The organism is Burkholderia sp. BCC0398, from assembly GCF_902833245.1.
Classification (GTDB): Bacteria; Pseudomonadota; Gammaproteobacteria; order Burkholderiales; family Burkholderiaceae; genus Burkholderia; species Burkholderia sola.
Map to the genome: position 1 here is coordinate 413953 of NZ_CADFEM010000002.1, position 22779 is coordinate 436731.

A 22779-nucleotide genomic window follows, 5' to 3' on the forward strand; every position below is an offset into this window, starting at 1 on the left:
CGGGTGGGGTTGCGCTTCGGTAGCGCGAGTGACGCCATTGTGCGTGGCCATATGACGGCGAAAAAGCGGGTTCAGGGCGACGGATTGTTGCAACAGCAGAACAATCCTTGATCGCGCCCCGCTACCCGCTTTCGTACGCTTACCCCTTCAGCCACGCTTCGCGGGCCTTCGTGGCCGCGGCCGGCTTCGCGGCCGCCGTCAGCCGGTAGCGCGTGATGTCCGGCCCGTCGAGCTTCAGTTTCGCGGTGCGCAGCTCGTCGCGGCGGAACGCGTGAACCTCGACCTTGTCGCCCGGCCGGTAGCGGGCGAGCAGCGCATCGAGGTTCGTGCCCGTCACGCGCAGCCCGTCGACCGCGATCAGCGTGTCGCCGGCCGACAATCCCGCGCGATGCGCGGCGCCGCCTTCGTAGACCGCCGCCAATGTGCAGTCCGCGCCGCCGCGCAGGCGCGCGCCGATCGTCGGCTTCGCGGCCGCGCCGAGCGCGACGTCGGGGGCCAGCGTCACGCCGAACGGCGCGAGCAGTTCGGCGAGCGGCAGGTCGCGCGTGCCGTGCACGGCGTCGGCGAACAGGCGGCCGAGCGCGACGCCTGTCGCTTCCTCGATCAGCGTCTCGACTTCGTCTTCCTCCACGCCCGCCTGCTTGCCGCCGCGATAGAAATCGCGGCCGTAGCGCTGCCACAGCACGCGCATCACGTCGTCGAGCGACTTCCGGTTGCGCGTCTGTGCGCGGATCGCGAGATCGAACGCGAGCGCGACGAGCGAGCCCTTCGTGTAATAGCTGACGATCGCGTTGGTCGCGTTCTCGTCCTGGCGGTAGTACTTGATCCATGCGTCGAACGAGCTGTCCGCGACGCTCTGCTTGAGCCGGCCCGTGCCGCGCAGCACGCCGCCGATCGTGCGGCCGAGCGCCGCGAAATAGTCGTCCTGCGACATCAGCCCGCTGCGAACCAGCATCAGGTCGTCGTAATACGACGTGAAGCCTTCGAACAGCCACAGCAGCGACGTGTAGTTCTCGCGCGTGAGGTCATACGGCACGAACGCCGCCGGTTTGATGCGCTTCACGTTCCACGTATGGAAGTACTCGTGGCTGCAGAGGCCGAGATACGTGCGATAGCCTTCCGTCGTTTCCGGGCGCCCCTTCACCGGCAAGTCGGTCCGGTTGCAGATCAGCGCGGTCGACGCACGATGCTCGAGGCCGCCGTAGCCGTCGCTGACCGCGAGCGTCATGAACACGTAGCGATCCATCGGCGCCTTCTTCGACTTCGGCTCGAACAGCGCGATCTGCGCTTCGCATACGCGCTTCAGATCGGTACGCAGCCGCTCCAGGTCGAGCTGCGTCACGCGCCCGGCGATCACGATATCGTGCGGCACGCCGTGCGCGTCGAACGTCGCGAGCGCGAATTCGCCGATCGTCACCGGATGGTCGGACAGCTCGTCGTAGTTCGCCGCGCGATACGCGCCGAAACCGTAGCGCCTGGTGCCGCGCGCCTCGGGCAGCGACGTGCCGACGCGCCACGTGCGGAACGCCGGGTCGGCCGGTTTCGCGATATCGACTTCGCACGGCGCCGCCTCGCGGCCGGCGACGCTCAGGAATACGGCCGTCGCGTTGAAGAAGCCGCCCGAATCGTCGAGATACGCGGAGCGCACCGACAGGTCCCACGCATAGACGTCGTAGCGCAGCGTCAGCGCGCCGCTGACGGGCGCGGCCTGCCACGTGTGCTTGTCGGTCTTCGCGATGCGCACCTTGCGGCCCGCGTCGCTGAACGCATGCAGCGTCACGATGTTGCGCGCGAACTCGCGCACGAGATAGCTGCCCGGAATCCATACCGGCAGCGAGAAGCGCTGGCCTTCGGGATCGGGATCGGCAACCGTCACAGTCACTTCGAACAGGTGCGCGGCAAGATCTTTCGGGACAATCGAATAGCGGATCGGCTGGGTCATCGTGGCAATCGGTCGGTCGAATACGGCGGCGAAAACGAAGAGAGGCGCCGGCAGATCATGCGGGCGCCCCTCGCTGGCCGGGCCATGCGCCCGGCGTGCAGTCGGTTACTTGCTCGAGGCGAGCGCCTGGTTGAGCTGGTCGGCCGATACCGCGCCCGGCAGGCGGCGGCCATCCGGCAGGAAGATCGTCGGCGTGCCCGTGACGTTCATCCCGCGGCCGAGCGCGAGGTTCTTGTCGAGCGCGGTGGTGTCGCACGTGCCGGCGCCGGACGGCGCGCGGTGGTCGAGCATCCAGCTTTCCCACGTCTTCGCGCGGTCGGTCGCGCACCAGATCGCCTTCGACTTCGCGGTCGAATCCGGCGACAGCACCGGGTACAGGAACGTGTAGACGGTCACGTTGTCGACCGACTGCAGCGTCGTCTCGAGCTTCTTGCAGTACGGGCAGTTCGGATCGGAGAACACCGCGATCTTGCGGGCGCCGTTGCCCTTGACGACCTTGATTGCATTCGCGAACGGCAGGCTCGCGAAGTCGATCTTGTTGATTTCGGACAGGCGGGCGTCGGTCAGGTTCTTGTGCGACTTGGTGTCGACGAGATCGCCGAGCAGCACGTAGTCGCCTGCCGCGTCGCTATAGATGATCTGCGAGCCGAGGTTCACTTCGTAAAGGCCTGCAACCGGCGATTTCGACACGCTCTTGATCGGCGCGTCGTTGCCGAGACGGGCTTGCAGCGTGGCCTTCAGCTTGTCGGTGGTCTGGTCGGCCTGCGCGGTGCAGCCCAGCGTCGCCATCGTGACGGCCAGCGCCAGCGATGCGATGCGGATCGTTTTTTTCATCGAAATCTTCCTTCAGCTCAATCGGAGTGCACGGCACAGTGTACGCCGTTATGGAACCGTCTCCGACCCGCGCTGTTGCAGAAGGTTCGATCACCCAAGCGCGGCCGACACGAGCCAGCGCTTCACGAGCGGCTGCGCGCCGACGAACGCCATGCCCGCGTTGCGCACCGCCTTCGCGAGCGAGCCCGGCACCGCGAACAGCCGCTGCAGACCGTCGGTCGCGACCATCAGCGCGCGGATGTCCTCGCGGCGCGAACGCTCGTAGCGGCGCAGCAGCACCGGATCGCCGAGGTTGCGGAAGCTTTCCTTGCGCGCGATCGCGTCGGCGAGCGCGGCGACGTCGCGCAGCCCGAGGTTCATCCCCTGCCCGGCGAGCGGGTGGATCAGGTGCGCGGCATCGCCGACCAGCGCGACGCGCGGCGCGATCAGCTTGTCGACCGTCTGCAGCGCCAGCGGGAAGCCGGCGGCCGGCGTCACGCAGTCGAGCGTGCCGACCTGGCCGTGAGACACGCGCTCGACTTCGGCCGCGAGCTGCGCCGGATCGAGTGCGAGCAGTTCGTCCGCATGCGCGGTGTGCGCGGACCATACCAGCGACACGTGGCCGTCCGGCAGCGGCAGCAGCGCGACGATCTCGCCTTCGTGGAACCACTGGTAGGCCGTCTCGCGGTGCGGCAGCGACGCCTTGAAGTTCGCGACGACGCCCGTTTGCCGGTAGTCGCGTCGCTCTACCCTGGCCCCCATTTGGGAGCGCACCCACGAATGCGCGCCGTCGGCACCGACGACGAGATCGGCTTCGAGCACCTGCCCCGACGACAGCGTGAGCACGGCCGCGTCGTCGCGCACGTCGAAACCCTGCGCACGCGCGTCGAACCACGTGAGGTTCGGCTGGAACCGCAGCGCGGCGTCGAGCGACGCCTCGACCCGCGACGATTCGGCGATCCACGCGAGCTGCGGCACGGACGCCTGGTAGGCGGAGAAATGCAATTCGGCATGCGCATCGCCATACACGCGCATGTCGTAGACCGGCGCGAGCCGGCCGTGGTCGAGCGCCTGCCAGACCCGCAGCCGCTCGAGCAACGCCTGCGAACTGGACGAAAGCGCGTAGATGCGCGTGTCGAACGCGAGATCGGCGGGGCGGGGCGTGGCCGGCTGGGCGAGCAAGGCGGTCTTGTAGCCGGACTGGGTCAGCGCGAGCGCGGCCGTCTTGCCGACGAGCCCGCCGCCGACCACGGCGACGTCGAAGGAGTGGTGGGCAGTCATGGCGGGCATTATAGCCGCGGGGCCAAACCCTTACGCGGCCGGACTTTGCGGGAAATCAGCAGAATCGCAGGCCGGTGCGCCGGCGCGGCGGCCCGCCGCATCGGCCGTTCGGCGGCAAGCCCGGAATCCGGAGCGCCGGCACGGTACAATAGCGTCTTTGACCGTCGGCCCGCCGCGCTCCACGCGCCGGCCGCCCTTTTTCCCGCGCCGCCGTGCCCTGTCCGGCCGCGCCGCCTCACCCGTCCGAAGGATTCCATGAGTCTCAAATGCGGCATCGTCGGCTTGCCCAACGTCGGCAAGTCCACCCTGTTCAATGCGCTGACCAAGGCCGGCATCGCCGCCGAGAACTACCCGTTCTGCACGATCGAGCCGAACGTCGGCATCGTCGAAGTGCCGGATACGCGGCTGAAGGCGCTCGCCGAAATCATCAGCCCCGAGCGCGTCGTGCCGGCCGTGGTCGAGTTCGTCGACATCGCGGGCCTCGTCGCGGGCGCGAGCAAGGGTGAAGGCCTCGGCAACCAGTTCCTCGCGAACATCCGCGAAACCGACGCGATCACGCACGTCGTGCGCTGCTTCGAGGATGACAACGTCATTCACGTCGCCGGCAAGGTCAGCCCGATCGACGACATCGAAGTGATCAACACCGAACTCGCGCTCGCCGACCTCGGCACCATCGAGAAAGCGCTCACGCGCTATTCGAAGGCGGCGAAGTCGGGCAACGACAAGGAAGCGGCGAAGCTCGTCGCGGTGCTCGAAAAGGTGCGCGCGCAGCTCGACCAGGGCAAGGCGGTGCGCGGCCTCGCGCTGTCGGACGACGAAGAAACGCTGATCAAGCCGTTCTGCCTGATCACCGCGAAGCCGGCGATGTACGTCGCCAACGTGAAGGACGACGGCTTCGAGAACAACCCGCACCTCGAGGCGGTGCGCAAGTACGCGGAAAGCGAAAATGCGCCGGTGGTCGCCGTGTGCGCGGCGATCGAGGCGGAAATCGCCGATCTCGACGACGCGGACAAGGAAGCGTTCCTTGCCGACATGGGCATGGAAGAGCCGGGCCTCGACCGCGTGATCCGCGCGGGCTTCAAGCTGCTCGGCCTGCAGACCTACTTCACCGCGGGCGTGAAGGAAGTGCGCGCGTGGACGATCCATATCGGCGATACCGCTCCGCAGGCGGCCGGCGTGATCCACACCGACTTCGAGCGCGGCTTCATCCGCGCACAGACGATCGCGTTCGACGACTTCGTCACGTACAAGGGCGAGCAAGGCGCGAAGGAAGCCGGCAAGATGCGCGCGGAAGGGAAGGAATATGTCGTGCACGATGGCGACGTGATGAACTTCCTGTTCAACGTTTAAGCGTTGCTGCTGCATCGCGCGTAAAAAAAGCCCGCTGAATGCGGGCCTTTTCTTTTCGATGGCGGAAGACCGGCTCATTCCCGGCCGACGATCTTCAGCGTCCCGAACATATGCAGGAACTGTCCGTCCTTCGTCGCGATGTTCGTATCCACCGCGCCGCGTTCGAAATCCTCGACGTGCACGACGTTCGAGCCGGTGGACGGCTCATGCCAGTACACCATGTACACCTGCGGACGAATCTCGCGCGCCGTGTACTGCACCGTATCCGTCACACCGTTGAATTGGCCGGCCGTACCGACGAACGACATCGTCTTGTCGTCCTGGAAGTGCAGGTCGAACGCGGTAGCGCCGAACTGCACGCGCACCGTCCTGCCCGCCGCGGGGAACGGCGCCGGCGCGGGCCACTGCATCTCGCCCTTGGCGACCTTCGCGCTCAGCTCGAGCGACGACTTCTCGCCGAGATCCGGGTAGCGCGCCTCCATCGCCGCGATCAGTGCCGCCGAATCCTTCGCGCGCGCCGCTTCGTCGTCGAACGCCTTCACGTAATTGCGCGTGAACGCGACGCCGGTGGCGAACGGCTGGCTGCCGTCACGGTTCGGCAGGAAGTGGCCGGGCACGACGCGCGCCGGCTTCAACGCCTCGATCCGGTCGAGCGTTGCCAGCCAGTTCGCGTGCGACAGCGGCGTCTGCGTGTCGGCCATCCACACGTGAATGTTCGCGGCGACCGGGATGCCACCGACCACGGTCCGTGTGGAAGGAATCCACACGAACGTGCGATCGGGCGTCGGGCCGTCGAGCCCGACGATGCGCAGCGGCTCGCCGTCGACGCGCAGCGTATTGCCGTCGAGCGGCTGCGGCACGATCACCGAAGTCGGCGCATTGTCCTTCAGGATCGGGCCCCAGTAGGCGAGCTTGCCGTCCTTGCTGGCCTCGATCGCGGCGACGGTCTGCGGCGTCGCGACGATCTTCGCATCCGGGAACGCCGCGTGAATGGTTTCCAGCCCGAAGTAATAGTCGGGGTCGCTATGGCTCACGTAGACGGCCTTGAGCGTCTTGCCGCTCGCCTTGATCCGGCTCACCAGCGCCTGCGCGTCGTTGCGCTGGAACTGGGCGTCGATCAGGATCGCCTCGGTCTTGCCCGAAACGATTTCGGACGAAACCGGGAAGATCGCATGCGCGCCCGGATTGTAGACATCGACGGTGAGCGGGGCGGCGATGCCCGCGGATGCGGCGCCGAGCAGCGCAGTCGCCGCGAATGCGGAAGAAAACAGATGACGGATCGACATGGTTGGACGCTTGATGGGTGGTGAGTGTCCGTAGATTAAATGAAACTACGTTAGTAACAAATGTCCGACTTGTCGATACTTCATTTCCCAACAGGAACGAATCGATCGTCACACATCGGGACACGGCCGTTTAAGCGAACGCCGGCGGACCTGATCTCCTGATAACGGGACGCGAGTACGCCAGGGCGTCACTCCTGCATGACATGGCGAACACGCATCGGCAGTGACGAGATCGCGAACGCAGCGGCCCTTTGTCATATCGGACCGATTCATGAAGGTTTGCGGGAAGCGCGAGCGGACAACCTTTTCACCATTTCCTTCGTTGCCGCCGTTGCACAGATCGCCTGTGCCGCAGGTCGCATCGACCCATCGCCCCATGCGTGACGCGCCGATTTTTCGCAGGATGTGTCGCGCGCTTTCTTCCACTTCGCCATCTGCGCGTCGAGCGCCGCCTTGCGCCGTGGCTGCTCGCTCACCTGTTTGTCGACGATCCGCTGCAATTCCCGCTCGGCGACGATCTGATCGCGCCACGCGCAAAAATTCATGCTCGTCTGGCTCGAGTCACAGTCGCTGAGCAGTGCATTGACCTCGCTTGCTGGCAAGCCGCTGCGCGCCGCTATCTCGTCCGCCGCCGTCGGGCCGGCAAATGCATGCGCCGACGCCAGCACGAGCAGATCGATCATGGCTGTTCTCACGGTGCCCTCTGTTGGGACTGGAACGGCGCCGATTCAAGTCGGCGCCGGTTGACAAGCCCTTTGAACGAACGGGCGCCAGACGACGCCCGCTTACGTCTCGCGGATGAATCCAGACGCGCTGATTCATGTGGGACACGACGCCCGCGTCATCGCTCTGATTCGCTGAACGGAACTGTGTTGTCGGCATCGACGCCATCGTTCACCTCGGTTCTCGAAGCGATCAATGTATGGCGTTGCCGTTCGCGATGAAATCAGACGAGTTCGATTTTGACGCGTTCATACATCAACGATCGCGGGGTACGAAAGACCGGGCAACGTGACGTGACGTATATCCGCGTGCTCGCGCAAAAAGACAAATGGCCCGACCGGCAACCGCCGATCAGGCCATATTCACGCCCGGGACTTCGCGCCCCGTCGTCACCTCATTCGATCAGATCACGTCGCCGACACCCGCCGCCCCGCATCCGCCCGCGCATCGCGCCCACGCTTGTTCAGCCACGACGCGAGCAGCACGATCAACGCCAGCACGGCCGTCGCACCAACCTCCATCCGGTGTTCCTCGCTGACGAACATCACGGTCAGCGTGCCGCAGATGAACAGGATCACCGCCCACGTGAGCCACGGGAACAGCCACATCCGCAACGTCAGGTCCGCGCCACCCGCTTCGAGCGTCTTGCGCATCCGCAACTGCGAGATCGCGATCACGAGATACACGAGCAGCGCGATCGCGCCCGACGTCGCGAGCAGGAAGCCGAACACCTGCTCCGGCATCAGGTAGTTCGCGATCACGGTCAGGAAACCGAACGCGGTCGACGCGAGCACGGCCGCGCGCGGCGTGCCGGTCGAATCGGTGCGATGCAGGAAGGCGGGCGCGTCCTTGCGCCTGGACAGCGAGAACAGCATCCGCGACGCCGTATACAACGCCGAATTCAGGCAGCTCGCGACCGACACGAGCACGATCACGTCGATGATCGCCTTCGCGTTCGGGACGCCGATCAGTTCCATCGCGCGCTGATACGAGCCGTGCTTCGGCAGCAGCGGGTCGTTCCACGGCACGATGGCCGCGACGACGAGGATCGAGCCGAGATAGAACAGCGTGATACGCCAGATGACCGAGTTCGTCGCCCGCACGATCTGGCGTTGCGGGTTGTCCGATTCGGCGGCCGCGATCGTCACGATCTCGGTGCCGAGGAACGAGAACATCGTCGTCAGCATCGCCGCGAGCACCGCGCTCGCGCCGTGCGGCATGAAGCCGTCGTGCACGAACAGGTTCGACACGCCCGACACGGCCGGCGCAGGGATGATGCCGACGATCGCCGCGCCGCCGATGCACAGGAACACGACGATCGCGACGACCTTGATCAGCGCGAACCAGAATTCGAATTCGCCGTAGTTCTTGACGGAAAAGAGATTGGTGACGGTAAGCAGCAGCGTGATGCCGAGCGCGAAGATCCATGTCGCGATGCCCGGGAACCACGCATTGAGGATGGTCGCCGCGGCGGTCGCCTCGATCGGGATCACCAGCACCCAGAACCACCAGTACAGCCAGCCGATCGTGAAGCCGGCCCAGTGGCCGATCGCGCGGTCGGCATAGGTCGAGAACGACCCGCTGTCCGGATGCGCGACGGCCATCTCGCCGAGCATGCGCATCACCAGCACGACCAGCACGCCCGCGATCGCATACGCGAGTATCGATGCCGGCCCGGCTTCCGCGATCGCGTGGCCGGAGCCGACGAACAAGCCCGCGCCGATGACGCCGGCAATCGACATCATCGTGACGTGACGCTGCTTCAGGCCGGTGCCGAGGCCTGTGTTGCTTCCACTCATCTGTCTCTCTCCAAAAAACGGTTCCGGTACGACCGGTGTCGCGTGAAGGCGGCGCGGGCGTTGTCGTTGTTGAATCCGGCCGCGGCCGCGCGTGCGCCGCACGCGGGCATGAGGCCGGATGGGGCCGTTCCGGTCGGGTCGTCCGCGCAATCTGCGAAGCTGCGGGTGCGATGCGGCGCACCAAGCGCCGGCGCATCGCGTACGCCCGTTCCGTCGGCTGTCGTCAGCCGCCTTCGAAGCGAAGGAGTGTAAGCATCAAACGGTTCTTCACTAAGAACCAATTGAAGAATTTCGATGGAACCACTCGTTGCATCGATACGAACCGATGCAACGCTTGATCCGGTTCGGCGGCGGCTCGCGTGCTGCGCGCGCCGTTCAGTTCGTGTCGCCGGCGACTTCGTCCCGCCACTTCGCCGGCACGATTGCACGCCATTCCCGCAGGAGCAGGTTTTTCACGGCGTCGGGATGCGCGGCCGACAGGCGCACCAGCACGATCGGCCAGCCGATATAGTGATCGGTCACGTAGTACACGTCGGGCGCCGACTCGATCAGCCACGCGCGCTCGTCGGGGCCGACGCCCTTCACGACGAGCGTGTCGCCGTCCTCGCGCAATCGCGTGAGCAGCTTGCCCTTCACCTTGAGCGCGGGCGTGCCGTACGACGTGCGTTCCTCGACGCCGCGCCACGCCAGTGCGATCTGCCGGACTTCGTCGAATGTCACGATGCCTCCCCGACCGTGCGTCGATGGTTGACGGTCCGGTCACCCTACCGGAAACCGCGCGACGCGCCCAGCCGGGCGGCGTTATCCGCCAGCCGCACGCGCGGCGGCCGGCGCCCGCCCGGTGGTCGCGACGATCGCGAACGCGATCGCATTCGCGGCGGCGCTCGCGAGGATCGGCACGAGATAGCCGCCGCCCGCGTCGTAGATGAAGCCTGCGGCGGCCGGCCCGATCAACGTGCCGAACGCGACGCTCGTGTACAGAATGCCGATGATCGCGCTCACGTTGCGCCCGCCGAAATAGTCCATCACGACCGCCGGCAGCACGGCGACCCAGCCGCCGTAGAACACGCCGAACACGAGCGCGAACGCGGCCAGCGTCGCGACGCTGCCGGCGCCCGCCCATGCGACGAGCGCAACGGCCATGCCGGCGAACATCGCGAGCAGCGACGCGCGGCGGCCGAAGCGGTCGGCGAGGCCGCCGAGGAAGAAGCGGCCGGCCGTGCTGCCCACGCCGATCGCGCCGAGCAGCAGCACGGCCGTCGACGGCGCGACGCCGTGATCGAGCGCGTACGGCACGAGGTGAACGAACGGGACGAACACGCCGAACGAGCAGACGAGGCAAGCCGCGTACAGGCTCGCGAACGGCCGCGACGTGACGGCTTCGCGCACCGTCGCGCCCGCATGCACGCTCGCGCCGGTCGACGCAGCAGCGCCAGCGGCATGCCAACCGCCGCCGCCGGGTGCATCGCCGTCCGGCAGCAAACCGCGCCTGCGCGGATCGTTCTCGATCAGCAGCGACATGCCGGCTCCCAGTACGATCGCGAGCGCGGCCAGCGCGAAATACGCGCCGCGCCAGCCGACCTGCACAATCAGCGCGGACGCGAGCGGCGGCATCACGAGCGTGCCGACGCCGATCCCCGCGACCGCGAGCCCCGACGCGAACCCGCGCCGGCGCACGAACCAGCGCTGCACCGCGCCGACGGCCGGCACGTACGCGCAGCCAACGCCGAAACCGACACCGAGCCCGTACGCGACATAGACCTGCAGCAGCGTATGCGCGGCGCCGGCGGCCGCGAGCCCCACGCCGGTCAGCAGCATTCCGGCGACGGCGAGCCGCCGCGAGCCGAAACGATCGGCCAGCGGCCCGCTGACGATGCCGAAGCCGAAGTACAGGAAGCCGGCGAGCGAGAACACGAGCGAGATCTGGCCGCGCGACGCGGCGAAATCCCGCTGCAGCGACTCGACGAACGCGCTGAACGTATACGCGCTGCCGAACCCGACGAACGTGACGGCGAACGCGGCCGCCACCACGTACCAGCCGTAGAAAATGCGCGACGCGCCCGGGCGGTTCATGACGATGCTCCTTTCGGGTTCCACCGGCTGCCGGGCGGCGTCCGGATTGCCCCGTGGATATAGTTGAACTATGTTGATCGCATCGGCCGCCGACAGGCAGCCGCGAAACATGCGATCCGATGCGTCAACGGTACTCGCGCGTACGCGTCGTCTCAAACGATATTTCGTCGAGCTTTCGCTTTAGAAAAACTGAATGAACCGCTCCCGCCTGCCGCCGCTCAATGCGTTGCGCGCCTTCGAAGCCGCCGCCCGCCACCTGTCGGTGAAGTCGGCCGCCGAGGAGCTGTCGGTCACGCCCGGCGCGGTGAGCCAGATGATCCGTACGCTCGAGACGCATCTCGGCGTGCAGCTGTTCGAGCGCGTGAACCGCGGCATCCTGCTGACGGCCGCCGGCCGCGACTACCTGCCGCCCGTGCGCAATGCGTTCCGGCAGATCGCCGATGCGTCGCAGCGCGTGTCGGGCGCCGCCGACAGCGGCGTGCTGACGGTGAGCGTCACGCCGTTCTTCGCGTCCGCGTGGCTCGTGCAGCGCCTCGCGCAATTCCGGCAGGCGTGCCCGGACGTCGATCTGCAGGTCGTCACGAGCCACGCGCTCGCGGACTTCGCGCGCGACGGCGTCGACGTCGCGATCCGTCACGGCCTCGGGCGTTACATCGGGCTATGCAGCGAACGCCTGCTGACGGTGGAAATCGTCGCGCTCGCGTCGCCGGAACTCGTCGCGCGGCTCGGCATGCCGGCAGCGCCGGCCGAACTCGTCGGCTGGCCGCAGTTGCACGATGCCGAACGCAAGGGCTGGCACATCTGGTTCGGCGCGCAGCGGATCGACGATTTCGGCCCGCCGCACGGCCCCGCGTTCGACGACTCGGGCCTGCTGCTGCAGGCGATCGTCGCGGGCCAGGGCGCCGGGCTGCTGCCGGCCGCGATGGTGCGCGGCGAGCTGGCGAGCGGCCGGCTCGTGCAGCTTGCCGACGTCGCGTGGCTCGACGATTTCGCGTACTACCTCGTCTATCCGCCGCATCACGCGGAACGGCCGAAGGTTGCAGTGTTCCGCCGGTGGATTCTCGACGCCGCGCAGGCCGATGGCGCGGCGTCGATGTCCGGCGCGGCGTAGCGTCGTGCGGGCACCCGGCGCCGATCCGCTAACATGCGGCGCGGGCGATTGGTCCGACATCGCCCGGCATCGACAACAACGAAGGAAACGAGAGAGACCATGCATGCCCTGCTCCGCCGCGCGACCCATGTCGCGACCCTGTCCGCCGCGCTGTTCGTCGCGGGCGCCGCGTTGCCCCTTTCCGCCCACGCCTATCGCGCGCCGCCCGGCTACGGCAACGAAGCCGATCTCGACCGCCACGACACGTATCGCAACCGCGACGGCGAAACCGTGCATGCGCCCGCGCATTCGAAATCGGGCCGCGTGCCGGACGGCGCGAGCGCGCGCTGCCGCGACGGCACGTACAGCTTCAGCCGCCACCGGCGCGGCACGTGCTCGGGGCACGGCGGCGTCGCCGCGTGGCTGTGAGCGCGGGTCGGCCGAATGGCCTGCGCCGCGCCAGCGGCAGCCGGCGGCGAAGTACAATACGCGCTCGCACCGCCGCGCCCCGCGCGGCACGCTCCGTACCGAATCACCCGACGCCGCCACGCGCGCGCGCTGCGCGGCCGTCTCAACCACTTCTGACTTTCACACCGAAATGGCCCAATACGTTTTCACGATGAACCGGGTCGGCAAGATCGTGCCGCCCAAGCGCCAGATCCTGAAGGACATCTCGCTGTCGTTCTTTCCCGGCGCGAAGATCGGCGTGCTCGGCCTGAACGGCTCGGGCAAGTCGACGCTGATCCGCATCATGGCGGGCGTCGACAAGGACATCGAAGGCGAAGCCACGCCGATGCCGAACCTGAACATCGGCTACCTGCCGCAGGAACCGCAGCTCGACCCGACGAAGACCGTGCGCGAAGCCGTCGAGGAAGGCCTCGGCGACCTGTTCCAGGCCAACAAGAAGCTGGAAGAAATCTACGCTGCGTATGCCGAACCCGACGCCGACTTCGACGCGCTCGCGGCAGAACAGGCGAAGTACGAGGCGATCCTCGCGTCGAGCGACGGCGGCAGCCCCGAGCAGCAGCTCGAAGTGGCCGCCGACGCGCTGCGCCTCCCGTCGTGGGACGCGAAGATCGAGCATCTGTCGGGCGGCGAAAAGCGCCGCGTCGCGCTGTGCAAGCTGCTGCTCGAAAAGCCCGACATGCTGCTGCTCGACGAACCGACCAACCACCTCGACGCAGAATCGGTCGACTGGCTCGAGCAGTTCCTGGTGCGCTTCCCGGGCACCGTGGTCGCCGTCACGCACGATCGCTACTTCCTCGACAACGCGGCCGAGTGGATTCTCGAACTCGACCGCGGCCACGGCATTCCGTGGAAGGGCAACTACAGCAGCTGGCTCGACCAGAAGGAAGAGCGCCTGAAGCAGGAAGAAGCGTCGGAATCGGCACGCCAGAAGGCGATCAAGAAGGAACTGGAGTGGGTGCGCCAGAACCCGAAGGGCCGCCAGGCGAAGTCGAAGGCGCGTATCGCGCGCTTTGAGGAGCTGAGCAGCCAGGAATACCAGAAGCGCAACGAAACGCAGGAAATCTTCATTCCGGCCGGCGAACGCCTCGGCAACGAAGTGATCGAGTTCAAGAACGTCAGCAAGTCGTTCGGCGACCGCCTGCTGATCGACAACCTGAGCTTCAAGATCCCGGCCGGCGCGATCGTCGGCATCATCGGCCCGAACGGCGCCGGCAAGTCGACGCTGTTCAAGATGCTGACCGGCAAGGAACAGCCGGATTCGGGCGAAGTCGTGATGGGCCCGACGGTGAAGCTCGCGTACGTCGACCAGAGCCGCGACGCGCTCGACGGTTCGAAGACGGTGTTCGAGGAAATCTCGGGCGGCGCCGACGTGCTGACGGTCGGCAAGTACGAAACGCCGTCGCGCGCGTACATCGGCCGCTTCAACTTCAAGGGCGGCGACCAGCAGAAGGTCGTCGGCAACCTGTCCGGCGGCGAACGCGGGCGCCTGCACCTCGCGAAGACGCTGATCTCGGGCGGCAACGTGCTGCTGCTGGACGAACCGTCGAACGACCTCGACGTCGAAACGCTGCGTGCGCTGGAAGACGCGCTGCTCGAATTCGCGGGCTCGGTGATGGTGATATCGCACGATCGCTGGTTCCTCGACCGGATCGCGACGCACATCCTTGCGTTCGAAGGCGATTCGCAGGTCACGTTCTTCGACGGCAACTACCAGGAGTACGAAGCCGACAAGCGTGCGCGCCTCGGCGAGGAAGCCGCGAAGCCGAAGCGTCTGCGCTACAAGCCGATCAGCCGCTGAGCGGCGCGGCCCGGTCGCCCGGCGCCGCGATCACGCGGGGCCGGCGCCGAACGGGGCCGCTTCCGGAACGGCACGATAAAAAAAGCGAGCCCTTGGCTCGCTTTTTTTATCCCGCGTGGCTTCCCCGCCGCTTACACCAGCGCGCCCAGTTCGCGCAGCCGCGCTTCGGTCGCCGCCGCGCTCGTGTGATGAATGCCATGCCAGCCGAGCGCCGTCGCGGCCGCCGCGTTGTGCGCGTTGTCGTCGATGAACACGAGCTCGTGCGGTGCGATGCCTGGCAGGTGTGGATCGATCCGCGCATGCATCTCGCGGTAGATCGCCGGATCGGGTTTCACGAGCTTCACGCGGCCCGACACGACGATGTCCTTGAAGCGGCGCAGCACCGGGAAGTTGTCCCATGCATACGGAAACGTCTGCGCGGACCAGTTCGTCAGCCCGAACAGCGGCATCCCCTGCGCGTCCAGCCGGTCGACGAGCGCCGCGCCTTCGTCGAGCACGCCGCCGATCATCTCGTGCCAGCGCGCGTAGAACGCGTGGATCAGCGCTTCGTGCTCCGGAAACTTCGCGACGAGTTCGGCCGTGCCTTCCTCGATCGTCTGGCCGCCGTCCTGGCGGACCACCCAGTCCATCGCGCACACGTGCGTGAGGAACCAGCGCCGCTCGGCGTCGTCGGGAATCAGTTCACGATAAAGGTACTCGGGACTCCAGTCGATCAGCACGCCGCCGAAATCGAACACCACTGCCTTGATCGTCATGCGAACTCCGTGGCGAGCACGTCCGCGAGCGGACGCGGCGTCACCGCGTTGCCCGACAGCGAATTGTTGTTCCAGATGAAGTGATGGTGCGCGACGATCTGCGCCGCCGACAGGTGGGCGCGCTCGTTCGTCGTGTGCAGGTCGGACACGACGGTCGTCCGATAGCCGAGCAGCGCGGCGCGGCGCGCGGCCGAATCGACGCAGAACTCGGTCGCATAGCCGCAGATCAGCACCGAGCGGATGCCGTGGCGATCGAGCTGCGCCGCGAGCGGCGTGTCGTGGAACGCGTCGCTCGCCTGCTTGCGCACGCGCCAGTCGTCGCGGCCGACGACCAGCCTCGCATGCAGTTCCCAGCCCGGCGTGCCGGGCACGACGTCGTCGTCCGCGTCGCCGTCGTGCTGCACGAAGCACACCGGCGCGTTCGCCGCGCGCGCCGCCGCCGTCAACCGGTTGATGCCCGACACCACGTCGTCGAGCCGGTACGCGGGCCGCGCCCGCTCCACCAGCCCGCGCTGCATGTCGACCACGATCACCGCCGTATCCGCCATTGCTTGCCCTCGCTGTTATCGTCCGGCCGTCGTTCGATCTTGACCGAATCGCCATCCGGCCGTTGCCGCGCGTTGCATCAGATCGGCTGCGTGCGCGCGTCGAGCCACGCCTTCGCGTCGCCGCCCAGGTGCCGGCCGACACGCTCGCGCACCGTCGCGTGATACGTGTTCAGCCACGCGCGCTCTTCGTCGTGCAGCATCTCGATCAGCACGCAGCGCGTGTCGATCGGGCACAGCGTCAGCGTCTCGAACGCGAGGAAATCGCCGAACTCCGTCTTCCCGGCCGCCCGGTTCACGACCAGGTTCTCGATCCGGATGCCCCACTGGCCCGGACGGTACACGCCCGGCTCGATCGACGTGATCATCCCCTCTTCCATCGCCGTGTACGGCTCGGCCGGCGCGTAGTGCGAGATGACCTGCGGGCCTTCGTGCACGTTCAGGAAGTAACCGACGCCATGCCCGGTGCCGTGGCCGTAGTCGAGCCCGGCCGCCCACATCGGCGCACGGGCGATCGCGTCGAGCATCGGCGAGCGGATGCCGCGCGGGAAGCGGGCGCGCGACAGCGCCATCATCGACTTCAGCACGATCGTGAAATCGCGCCGCTGCAGGTCGCTGACGGTGCTGACCGGCACGACGCGCGTGATGTCGGTCGTGCCCGTCATGTATTGGCCGCCCGAATCGATCAGCAGCAGGCCGTCGCCGACGATCGTCGCGTGCGACTCGCGCGTCGCGTGGTAGTGCGGCATCGCGCCGTTCGCGTTGAAGCCGGCGATCGTCGCGAAGCTCGCCGACACGTAGCCGGGGCGCCGGGCGCGCGCGGCCGTGAGCTTTTCCTCGATCGTCAGCTCGGTGATCGTCTCGCGATTGACGGCCTGTTCGAACCACGCGAAGAACTCCGCGAGCGCGGCGCCGTCGTGCTCCATCGTCACGCGCACGTGCTCGATCTCCGCGGACGTCTTGCGCGATTTCGCGAACGTCGACGGATTCACGGCCTCGACGAGCTTCACGCCGGCCGGCACGGCCTCGAGCGTGCCGAACGTCACGCGGCGCGGGTCGATCAGCAGCGTCGCGCCGTCGGGCAGCGCCGCGAGCGACGCACGCGCGGCGTCGTACGCGCGGACGTCGACGCCATCCCGCGCGAGCGACGCGGCCAGCGCCGGCGGCACCTTGCCGTCGGCGACGAACAGCGTCGCGCGATCGGCGCCGATCAATGCGTGCGCAACGAACACCGGATTGAAGTTGACGTCGGCGCCGCGCAGGTTGAACAGCCACGCGAGATCGTCGAGCGTCGACACGAAGTGCCATTGCGCGCCCTGCGCGTGCATCGCGCGGCGCACGTCGGCCAGCTTGCTCGCGCGCGTCGTGTCGGCCTGCGGCGCCACGTGCTCGAACACCGCGTCGGCGGGCAGCCCCGGCCGCTCCGGCCAGATCGCGTCGAGCAGGTCGACGTCGGTGCGCAGCGCAATGCCGCGCGCGCTCAGCGCGGCCGTCAGCCCGCGCGCGGCCGCGACGCCGAGCACGGCGCCGTCGACGCCGACCGTCGCGCCGGTCGCCACGTTCTGCGCGAGCCAGTCGACGTGCGGTGCGCTCTGCTGCCCGCCCGTCATCTTCATCAGTTGCACGCCCGTGCCCGCCAGCTCGGCGTCGGCCTGCACCCAGTAGCGGCTGTCGACCCACAACCCCGCGAACTCCGCGGTCACGACCAGCGTGCCGACCGAGCCCGTGAAACCCGACAGCCAGCGGCGCGCCTGCCAGCGTTCCGGCAGGTATTCGGACAGATGGGGATCGGCGGACGGCACGAGATAGGCGGCCAGGTTCTCGCGGGCCATCGCGTCACGCAGCAGCGCGAGACGGGCCGGCACCGGCGAGACTTCGGGGAGACGGGCATTCATGATTTCACCTGAGAGCATTCAGCGACGGGCCGACAGCGCGACCGTCACGGCTACGGCGAGGAACGCGACGCCGGTGCAGACCGGCCATTCGAGCGTCTCGCCATCGTAAAACAGTCCCGAGAGATTGCCGACCATGCGGGCGGCGGCCGCGCCCACGATGCCGACGAGCACCGCGATCCACCACGCCGGCCGACGCGTGCGCCGCATCGGATGCAGCCAGCGGCCGAACAGCCCGACGGCCGCTCCCAGGACAAGGATTCCAAACCAGTTCATTCAACGCCTTCTATAAATTCAGATTCGTCCCATAGGCGTGAACGTTGCCAGCGGCTAGCATCGATTCATCCATCGAACCCGAGACCAGCCGGGCGCCGCGAACGTTCGAGTGTAGGGGCCGACTCGACGTTATGGCAAGCGCACACCGGCTGCCGTATTGAAGAAATCGTCATGCGAATCGCTCTGATCGATCCGGAGTCGCGTCATAGCGCACTCCTGAACCGCCTGCTCTTCGCGGGCGGTCATGTGTGCCATGCGTTTCCGTCCAGCACCGCATTCTTCGAATGGCTCGCCGCCGACAACACCTGCGACATGCTGGTCACCGGCCACTGGGCCGGCGACCAGCCGGCGCAGGAAGTCATTCCGCGCGCGCAGGCGGTCCTGCCCGGGCTGCCGGCCATTGCCATGATGCAGTCGGCGCGCGAAAGCGAAATCGTCTCGTGCCTGCACGCGGGCGCCGACGATTGCCTCGTGCGCCCCGTGAGCGGGCCCGAGTTTCTCGCGCGCGTCAACGCGCTAAGCCGGCGCGCGGGCGTACGGCGCGCACCCGCCCGCTCGCGCGAAACGTATGGCGAATACGCATTCGACACCACGCATTGCCTCGTGCGTTTCGGCGACGCAATCGTTTCACTCACGCCGAAGGAGTTCCGTTTCGCGCAGTTGCTGCTCACGAACGTGTCGCGGCCCGTGTCGCGCGCCCATATCCTCGAAACGGTATGGGGCCGCCGCCGCGACATGAAGTCGCGCACGCTCGACACGCACGCGTCCCGGCTGCGCAGCAAATTGCAGCTGCTTCCGGAGCGCGGCTACCGGCTGTTGCCGCTCTATGGCTTCGGCTATCAGCTCGACCGCGTGCCGATCGAACCCCCAAATTCGCGGCCCCGCCACGCCGATGCCCGGTATGCAGCGAGTGAGGAAATCACTGAAACGCTATAATATGGGGCTAAACGATAGCCCTCGATATGCAACTCCTCACGATCGGAATCAACCATCACACTGCGCCTGTCGCCCTGCGCGAACGCGTGGCGTTTCCGCTCGAGCAAATCAAACCGGCTCTCGTCACGTTCAAGAACGTGTTTCTCGGCCCGCAGGCGCCGAATACGCCCGAGGCGGCGATCCTCTCCACCTGCAACCGCACCGAACTGTATTGCGCGACCGACGATCGCGCGGCCCGCGAAGGCGCGCTTCGCTGGCTGTCGGAATATCACCGGATTCCGGTCGACGAGCTCGCGCCGCACGTTTATGCGCTGCCGCAGTCGGAAGCGGTCCGGCACGCGTTTCGCGTCGCGTCCGGCCTCGATTCGATGGTGCTCGGCGAAACCCAGATTCTGGGCCAGATGAAGGATGCCGTTCGCACCGCGACCGAAGCGGGCGCGCTCGGCACCTACCTGAACCAGCTATTCCAGCGCACGTTCGCGGTGGCGAAGGAAGTACGCGGCACGACCGAAATCGGCACGCAGTCGGTGTCGATGGCCGCCGCCGCGGTGCGCCTCGCGCAGCGGATCTTCGAAAAGGTATCGGATCAGCGCGTGCTGTTCATCGGCGCCGGCGAAATGATCGAGCTGTGCGCGACGCACTTCGCCGCGCAAGGCCCGCGCGAACTCGTCGTCGCGAACCGCACGGCCGAACGCGGCCAGCGGCTCGCCGAACGCTTCAACGGCCGCGCGATGCCGCTGGCCGACCTGCCCACGCGCATGCACGAATTCGACATCATCGTGTCGTGCACCGCGTCGACGCTGCCGATCATCGGCCTCGGCGCGGTCGAGCGCGCGGTGAAGGCGCGCCGCCACCGGCCGATCTTCATGGTCGACCTCGCGGTGCCGCGCGACATCGAGCCCGAAGTCGGCAAGCTGAAGGACGTGTTCCTTTACACCGTCGACGATCTCGGCGCGATCGTGCGCGAGGGCAACGCATCGCGCCAGGCCGCGGTCGCGCAGGCCGAAGCGATCATCGAGACGCGCGTGCAGAATTTCATGCAATGGCTCGACACGCGCAGCGTCGTGCCGGTGATCCGTCACATGCATACGCAGGCGGACGCGCTGCGACGGGCCGAAGTCGAGAAGGCGCAGAAGCTGCTCGCGCGCGGTGACGATCCGGCTGCGGTGCTCGAAGCGCTGTCGCAGGCGCTGACCAACAAGCTGATCCACGGCCCGACGAGCGCGCTCAACCGCGTCAACGGCGCCGATCGCGATTCGCTGATCGACCTGATGCGCGGCTTCTACCAGCACGCGCCGCGCTCGAACGACCCATCCGGCCACTAGCGCCGCCCGGTCGCCCTGCCGCCGGCCGGTCGTTGTCCTGCCGCCGGCCTATCCTTTCCGAATACCCCTTGCCCGGGAGCGCCGCTCCACACCATGAAGACGAGCATGCAACGCAAGCTCGACCAGCTGTCCACACGGCTGGCCGAACTGAACGACCTGCTGAGCCGCGAAAACGTCACGGCCGACCTCGACCAGTACCGCAAGCTGACACGCGAACATGCGGAACTCGGCCCGGTCGTCGAGCAATACGCGTTATGGCGCCAATCGCGCAGCGACGAGGCGGCCGCGCAGGAGCTGCTCGCCGATCCGTCGATGCGCGATTTCGCGGAAGACGAGATCCGCAGCGCGCGCGAAGGCATGGCGCGCCTCGAGACCGAGCTGCAGAAGATGCTGCTGCCGAAGGATCCGAATGACGACCGCAACATCTTCCTCGAAATCCGCGCGGGCACGGGTGGCGACGAATCGGCGCTGTTCGCGGGCGACCTGCTGCGCATGTACCTGCGCTTCGCGGAACGCCAGCGCTGGCAGGTCGAAATGATGTCGGAGAGCGCGTCGGATCTCGGCGGCTACAAGGAAGTGATCGTGCGGATCGCGGGCCAGGGCGCGTATTCGCGCCTGAAGTTCGAATCGGGCGGCCATCGCGTGCAGCGCGTGCCGGCCACCGAGACGCAAGGGCGCATCCATACGTCCGCGTGCACGGTCGCCGTGATGCCGGAAGCGGACGAAATCGGCGAGGTCGAGATCAATCCGGCCGACCTGCGCATCGACACGTTCCGCGCGTCCGGCGCGGGCGGCCAGCACATCAACAAGACCGATTCGGCGGTGCGCGTCACGCACATCCCGACCGGGATCGTCGTCGAATGCCAGGACGACCGCTCGCAGCACAAGAACAAGGATCGCGCGCTGAAGGTGCTCGCCGCGCGCATCAAGGACAAGCAGTATCACGAGCAGCATGCGAAGGAAGCCGCGACGCGCAAGAGCCTGATCGGCTCCGGCGACCGCTCGGAGCGCATCCGCACGTACAACTTCCCGCAGGGACGGATGACCGACCACCGGATCAACCTGACGCTGTACCGGCTCGAGGCGATCATGGACGGCGATCTCGACGAACTGATCGGCGCGCTCGTCACCGAGCATCAGGCCGAGTTGCTCGCGTCGCTCGGCGAAGCCGACTGAGGCCGCGATGTCCGACACCACCGCCGACGCGCTGCTACGCGCATCGCCGCTCGATCCGGTCGATGCGCGCGTGCTGCTCGCGCATGCGCTCGGCTGGACCCGCACGCAGCTGATCACGCGCGGCGACGCGCCGCTCGACGACGCCGCGGTCGAACGCTTCCGCGCACTGGAAGCACGCCGCGTCGCCGGCGAGCCCGTCGCGCAACTGGTCGGGATGCGCGAGTTCTTCGGCCGCCCGTTCGACGTGACGCCCGACGTGCTGATCCCGCGCCCCGAAACCGAGCTGCTCGTCGAAGCCACGCTCGACGCGATCGGCGGGCTGCCGCATGCCGCCGTGCTCGACCTCGGCACCGGCAGCGGCGCGATCGCCGTGTCGATCGCGGCCGAGCGTCCCGATGCGCGCGTCTGGGCGCTCGACCGTTCGCCGGCCGCGCTCGCGGTCGCGCAACGCAACGCCGACAAACTGGTCGACGCGCGGCGCCCCGGCGGCCCGCTGCACTGGCTGCAGAGCGACTGGTACGCGGCGCTCGATCCCGCGCTCGCGTTCGATACGATCGTCAGCAACCCGCCGTACATCGCGCAGCACGACCCGCACCTCGCGCAAGGCGACCTGCGTTTCGAGCCGCGCGGCGCGCTCACCGACGATGCCGACGGCCTCAGCGCGATCCGCACGATCGTCGCGGGCGCCGGCGCACATCTGAAACCGGGCGGCACGCTCTGGATCGAGCACGGCTACGACCAGGCCGAAGCCGTCCGCGCGATCCTGGCGTCGCACGGCTTCGTCGCGGTCGAATCGCTCGCCGATCTCGCCGCCATCGAACGCACGACCGGCGGCCGCCTGCCGGGTTGATGGCCGGCCCGCCCGGTTGAAATCCGCTATCATTTCGATCTAACGCCCCGCAAACGCAAGGTCAGTCATGGACACCCAACAACGTATCAAGCAAATCGTCGACGAAAACCAGGTCGTGCTCTTCATGAAGGGCAACGCGCAATTCCCGATGTGCGGCTTCTCGGGCCGCGCCGTGCAGGTGCTGAAGGCCTGCGGCGTCGACCAGTTCAAGACGGTCAACGTGCTCGAGGACGACGAAATCCGCCAGGGCATCAAGGCATTCTCGAACTGGCCGACCATCCCGCAGCTGTACGTGAAGGGCGAATTCATCGGCGGCTCGGACATCATGATGGAGATGTACCAGTCGGGCGAACTGCAGCAACTGTTCGCCGCCGCCTAACACGCGGCACCCGTCCCCATTT

Annotated in this window: 21 protein-coding genes and 1 pseudogene; 9 read left to right on the plus strand and 13 right to left on the minus strand. The window is 67.3% G+C overall.

Annotation, left to right across the window (positions count from 1 at the left end; genetic code table 11):
• Positions 1-139 precede the first annotated feature (139 nt).
• The 3 genes from HWX76_RS05740 to HWX76_RS05750 form a co-directional block, all read right to left on the minus strand.
• Positions 140-1942 (minus strand): PDZ domain-containing protein, encoded by a 1803-nt coding sequence (locus tag HWX76_RS05740; protein WP_176015586.1) that lies wholly within the window; start codon positions 1940-1942, stop codon positions 140-142.
• A 105-nt stretch (positions 1943-2047) separates the two neighbouring features.
• Positions 2048-2776, minus strand: coding sequence for a DsbC family protein (locus HWX76_RS05745; RefSeq protein WP_069619489.1), 729 nt, complete (start codon positions 2774-2776; stop codon positions 2048-2050).
• 90 nt (positions 2777-2866) lie between these two features.
• Positions 2867-4045, minus strand: coding sequence for a UbiH/UbiF family hydroxylase (locus tag HWX76_RS05750; RefSeq protein ID WP_089488131.1), 1179 nt, complete (start codon positions 4043-4045; stop codon positions 2867-2869).
• A 246-nt stretch (positions 4046-4291) separates the two neighbouring features.
• On the opposite strand from HWX76_RS05750, the gene ychF reads away from it, so the two are divergent.
• Positions 4292-5386, plus strand: a complete 1095-nt coding sequence (gene ychF, locus HWX76_RS05755; RefSeq protein WP_124631218.1) for a redox-regulated ATPase YchF — start codon at positions 4292-4294, stop codon at positions 5384-5386.
• Between the two features lie 74 nt (positions 5387-5460).
• Here ychF and HWX76_RS05760 read toward each other — a convergent pair whose 3' ends face one another.
• From HWX76_RS05760 to HWX76_RS05780, 6 genes and pseudogenes are all read right to left on the minus strand, one after another.
• The gene (locus tag HWX76_RS05760) at positions 5461-6672 is read right to left on the minus strand and encodes an MBL fold metallo-hydrolase (protein WP_176015587.1); all 1212 of its coding nucleotides are present in this window, start codon (positions 6670-6672) and stop codon (positions 5461-5463) included.
• Positions 6673-6941: 269 nt separating this feature from the next.
• Entirely contained in the window at positions 6942-7355 is a 414-nt protein-coding gene (locus tag HWX76_RS05765) for a lysozyme inhibitor LprI family protein (RefSeq protein ID WP_050013064.1), read from the minus strand.
• An 8-nt stretch (positions 7356-7363) separates the two neighbouring features.
• Positions 7364-7536, minus strand: a pseudogene (locus HWX76_RS37005) (lysozyme); the annotation flags it as partial.
• Positions 7537-7802: 266 nt separating this feature from the next.
• Positions 7803-9194, minus strand: a complete 1392-nt coding sequence (gabP, locus tag HWX76_RS05770) for a GABA permease (RefSeq protein WP_050013065.1) — start codon at positions 9192-9194, stop codon at positions 7803-7805.
• 375 nt (positions 9195-9569) lie between these two features.
• Positions 9570-9914 carry an MmcQ/YjbR family DNA-binding protein gene (locus HWX76_RS05775; protein WP_050013066.1) on the minus strand — a complete coding sequence of 115 codons (345 nt, stop codon included), beginning with the start codon at positions 9912-9914 and terminating at the stop codon, positions 9570-9572.
• Between the two features lie 81 nt (positions 9915-9995).
• Positions 9996-11267, minus strand: a complete 1272-nt coding sequence (locus tag HWX76_RS05780; protein WP_050013067.1) for an MFS transporter — start codon at positions 11265-11267, stop codon at positions 9996-9998.
• 193 nt (positions 11268-11460) lie between these two features.
• Here HWX76_RS05780 and gcvA point away from each other — a divergent pair, with 193 nt between their 5' ends.
• The 3 genes from gcvA to ettA all read left to right on the plus strand — a co-directional run bounded on the left by gcvA (position 11461) and on the right by ettA (position 14623).
• Positions 11461-12378, plus strand: coding sequence for a transcriptional regulator GcvA (gene gcvA / locus HWX76_RS05785; RefSeq protein ID WP_176015588.1), 918 nt, complete (start codon positions 11461-11463; stop codon positions 12376-12378).
• Positions 12379-12477: 99 nt separating this feature from the next.
• Positions 12478-12786, plus strand: a complete 309-nt coding sequence (locus HWX76_RS05790) for a DUF3761 domain-containing protein (RefSeq protein ID WP_050013069.1) — start codon at positions 12478-12480, stop codon at positions 12784-12786.
• A 169-nt stretch (positions 12787-12955) separates the two neighbouring features.
• Entirely contained in the window at positions 12956-14623 is a 1668-nt protein-coding gene (gene ettA, locus HWX76_RS05795) for an energy-dependent translational throttle protein EttA (protein ID WP_175886537.1), read from the plus strand.
• 131 nt (positions 14624-14754) lie between these two features.
• On the opposite strand, the gene HWX76_RS05800 is transcribed toward ettA, so the two are convergent.
• From HWX76_RS05800 to HWX76_RS05815, 4 genes are all read right to left on the minus strand, one after another.
• Positions 14755-15378 carry an HAD-IA family hydrolase gene (locus HWX76_RS05800; RefSeq protein WP_050013071.1) on the minus strand — a complete coding sequence of 208 codons (624 nt, stop codon included), beginning with the start codon at positions 15376-15378 and terminating at the stop codon, positions 14755-14757.
• On the minus strand, positions 15375-15926 hold the full coding sequence (locus HWX76_RS05805; protein ID WP_050013072.1) for a cysteine hydrolase family protein: 552 nt from the start codon (positions 15924-15926) through the stop codon (positions 15375-15377). The genes HWX76_RS05800 and HWX76_RS05805 overlap by 4 nt, the downstream gene beginning before the upstream one ends.
• A gap of 77 nt (positions 15927-16003) precedes the next feature.
• Entirely contained in the window at positions 16004-17818 is a 1815-nt protein-coding gene (locus HWX76_RS05810) for an aminopeptidase P family protein (RefSeq protein WP_176015589.1), read from the minus strand.
• Positions 17819-17836: 18 nt separating this feature from the next.
• Positions 17837-18091, minus strand: coding sequence for a hypothetical protein (locus HWX76_RS05815; protein WP_089488127.1), 255 nt, complete (start codon positions 18089-18091; stop codon positions 17837-17839).
• A 171-nt stretch (positions 18092-18262) separates the two neighbouring features.
• Between HWX76_RS05815 and HWX76_RS05820 the strand changes: the two genes are divergently transcribed.
• The 5 genes from HWX76_RS05820 to grxD all read left to right on the plus strand — a co-directional run bounded on the left by HWX76_RS05820 (position 18263) and on the right by grxD (position 22757).
• Positions 18263-19027 (plus strand): response regulator transcription factor, encoded by a 765-nt coding sequence (locus tag HWX76_RS05820; protein WP_050013075.1) that lies wholly within the window; start codon positions 18263-18265, stop codon positions 19025-19027.
• Positions 19028-19053: 26 nt separating this feature from the next.
• Positions 19054-20352 (plus strand): glutamyl-tRNA reductase, encoded by a 1299-nt coding sequence (gene hemA / locus HWX76_RS05825; RefSeq protein ID WP_050013076.1) that lies wholly within the window; start codon positions 19054-19056, stop codon positions 20350-20352.
• Positions 20353-20445: 93 nt separating this feature from the next.
• Positions 20446-21528 carry a peptide chain release factor 1 gene (prfA, locus tag HWX76_RS05830; RefSeq protein ID WP_006494405.1) on the plus strand — a complete coding sequence of 361 codons (1083 nt, stop codon included), beginning with the start codon at positions 20446-20448 and terminating at the stop codon, positions 21526-21528.
• 7 nt (positions 21529-21535) lie between these two features.
• Positions 21536-22378: a peptide chain release factor N(5)-glutamine methyltransferase gene (prmC, locus tag HWX76_RS05835; protein WP_176015590.1), complete on the plus strand. Its 843-nt coding sequence runs from the start codon at positions 21536-21538 to the stop codon at positions 22376-22378.
• Positions 22379-22445: 67 nt separating this feature from the next.
• Entirely contained in the window at positions 22446-22757 is a 312-nt protein-coding gene (grxD, locus tag HWX76_RS05840) for a Grx4 family monothiol glutaredoxin (protein WP_006477066.1), read from the plus strand.
• Positions 22758-22779: the final 22 nt, after the last annotated feature.

What these genes read in the sequence shown, in the direction of transcription:
- gcvA (WP_176015588.1), top strand. Translation starts at nt 11,461, where the DNA reads ATGAACCGCTCCCGCCTGCCGCCGCTCAATGCGTTGCGCGCCTTCGAA.
- HWX76_RS05780 (WP_050013067.1), bottom strand. Translation starts at nt 11,267, where the DNA reads ATGAACCGCCCGGGCGCGTCGCGCATTTTCTACGGCTGGTACGTGGTG.
- HWX76_RS05760 (WP_176015587.1), bottom strand. Translation starts at nt 6,672, where the DNA reads ATGTCGATCCGTCATCTGTTTTCTTCCGCATTCGCGGCGACTGCGCTG.
- prfA (WP_006494405.1), top strand. Translation starts at nt 20,446, where the DNA reads ATGAAGACGAGCATGCAACGCAAGCTCGACCAGCTGTCCACACGGCTG.
- HWX76_RS05750 (WP_089488131.1), bottom strand. Translation starts at nt 4,045, where the DNA reads ATGCCCGCCATGACTGCCCACCACTCCTTCGACGTCGCCGTGGTCGGC.
- prmC (WP_176015590.1), top strand. Translation starts at nt 21,536, where the DNA reads ATGTCCGACACCACCGCCGACGCGCTGCTACGCGCATCGCCGCTCGAT.
- HWX76_RS05765 (WP_050013064.1), bottom strand. Translation starts at nt 7,355, where the DNA reads ATGATCGATCTGCTCGTGCTGGCGTCGGCGCATGCATTTGCCGGCCCG.
- HWX76_RS05790 (WP_050013069.1), top strand. Translation starts at nt 12,478, where the DNA reads ATGCATGCCCTGCTCCGCCGCGCGACCCATGTCGCGACCCTGTCCGCC.
- ychF (WP_124631218.1), top strand. Translation starts at nt 4,292, where the DNA reads ATGAGTCTCAAATGCGGCATCGTCGGCTTGCCCAACGTCGGCAAGTCC.
- grxD (WP_006477066.1), top strand. Translation starts at nt 22,446, where the DNA reads ATGGACACCCAACAACGTATCAAGCAAATCGTCGACGAAAACCAGGTC.
- HWX76_RS05820 (WP_050013075.1), top strand. Translation starts at nt 18,263, where the DNA reads ATGCGAATCGCTCTGATCGATCCGGAGTCGCGTCATAGCGCACTCCTG.
- gabP (WP_050013065.1), bottom strand. Translation starts at nt 9,194, where the DNA reads ATGAGTGGAAGCAACACAGGCCTCGGCACCGGCCTGAAGCAGCGTCAC.
- HWX76_RS05740 (WP_176015586.1), bottom strand. Translation starts at nt 1,942, where the DNA reads ATGACCCAGCCGATCCGCTATTCGATTGTCCCGAAAGATCTTGCCGCG.
- HWX76_RS05745 (WP_069619489.1), bottom strand. Translation starts at nt 2,776, where the DNA reads ATGAAAAAAACGATCCGCATCGCATCGCTGGCGCTGGCCGTCACGATG.
- HWX76_RS05815 (WP_089488127.1), bottom strand. Translation starts at nt 18,091, where the DNA reads ATGAACTGGTTTGGAATCCTTGTCCTGGGAGCGGCCGTCGGGCTGTTC.
- hemA (WP_050013076.1), top strand. Translation starts at nt 19,054, where the DNA reads ATGCAACTCCTCACGATCGGAATCAACCATCACACTGCGCCTGTCGCC.
- HWX76_RS05800 (WP_050013071.1), bottom strand. Translation starts at nt 15,378, where the DNA reads ATGACGATCAAGGCAGTGGTGTTCGATTTCGGCGGCGTGCTGATCGAC.
- HWX76_RS05810 (WP_176015589.1), bottom strand. Translation starts at nt 17,818, where the DNA reads ATGAATGCCCGTCTCCCCGAAGTCTCGCCGGTGCCGGCCCGTCTCGCG.
- HWX76_RS05805 (WP_050013072.1), bottom strand. Translation starts at nt 15,926, where the DNA reads ATGGCGGATACGGCGGTGATCGTGGTCGACATGCAGCGCGGGCTGGTG.
- ettA (WP_175886537.1), top strand. Translation starts at nt 12,956, where the DNA reads ATGGCCCAATACGTTTTCACGATGAACCGGGTCGGCAAGATCGTGCCG.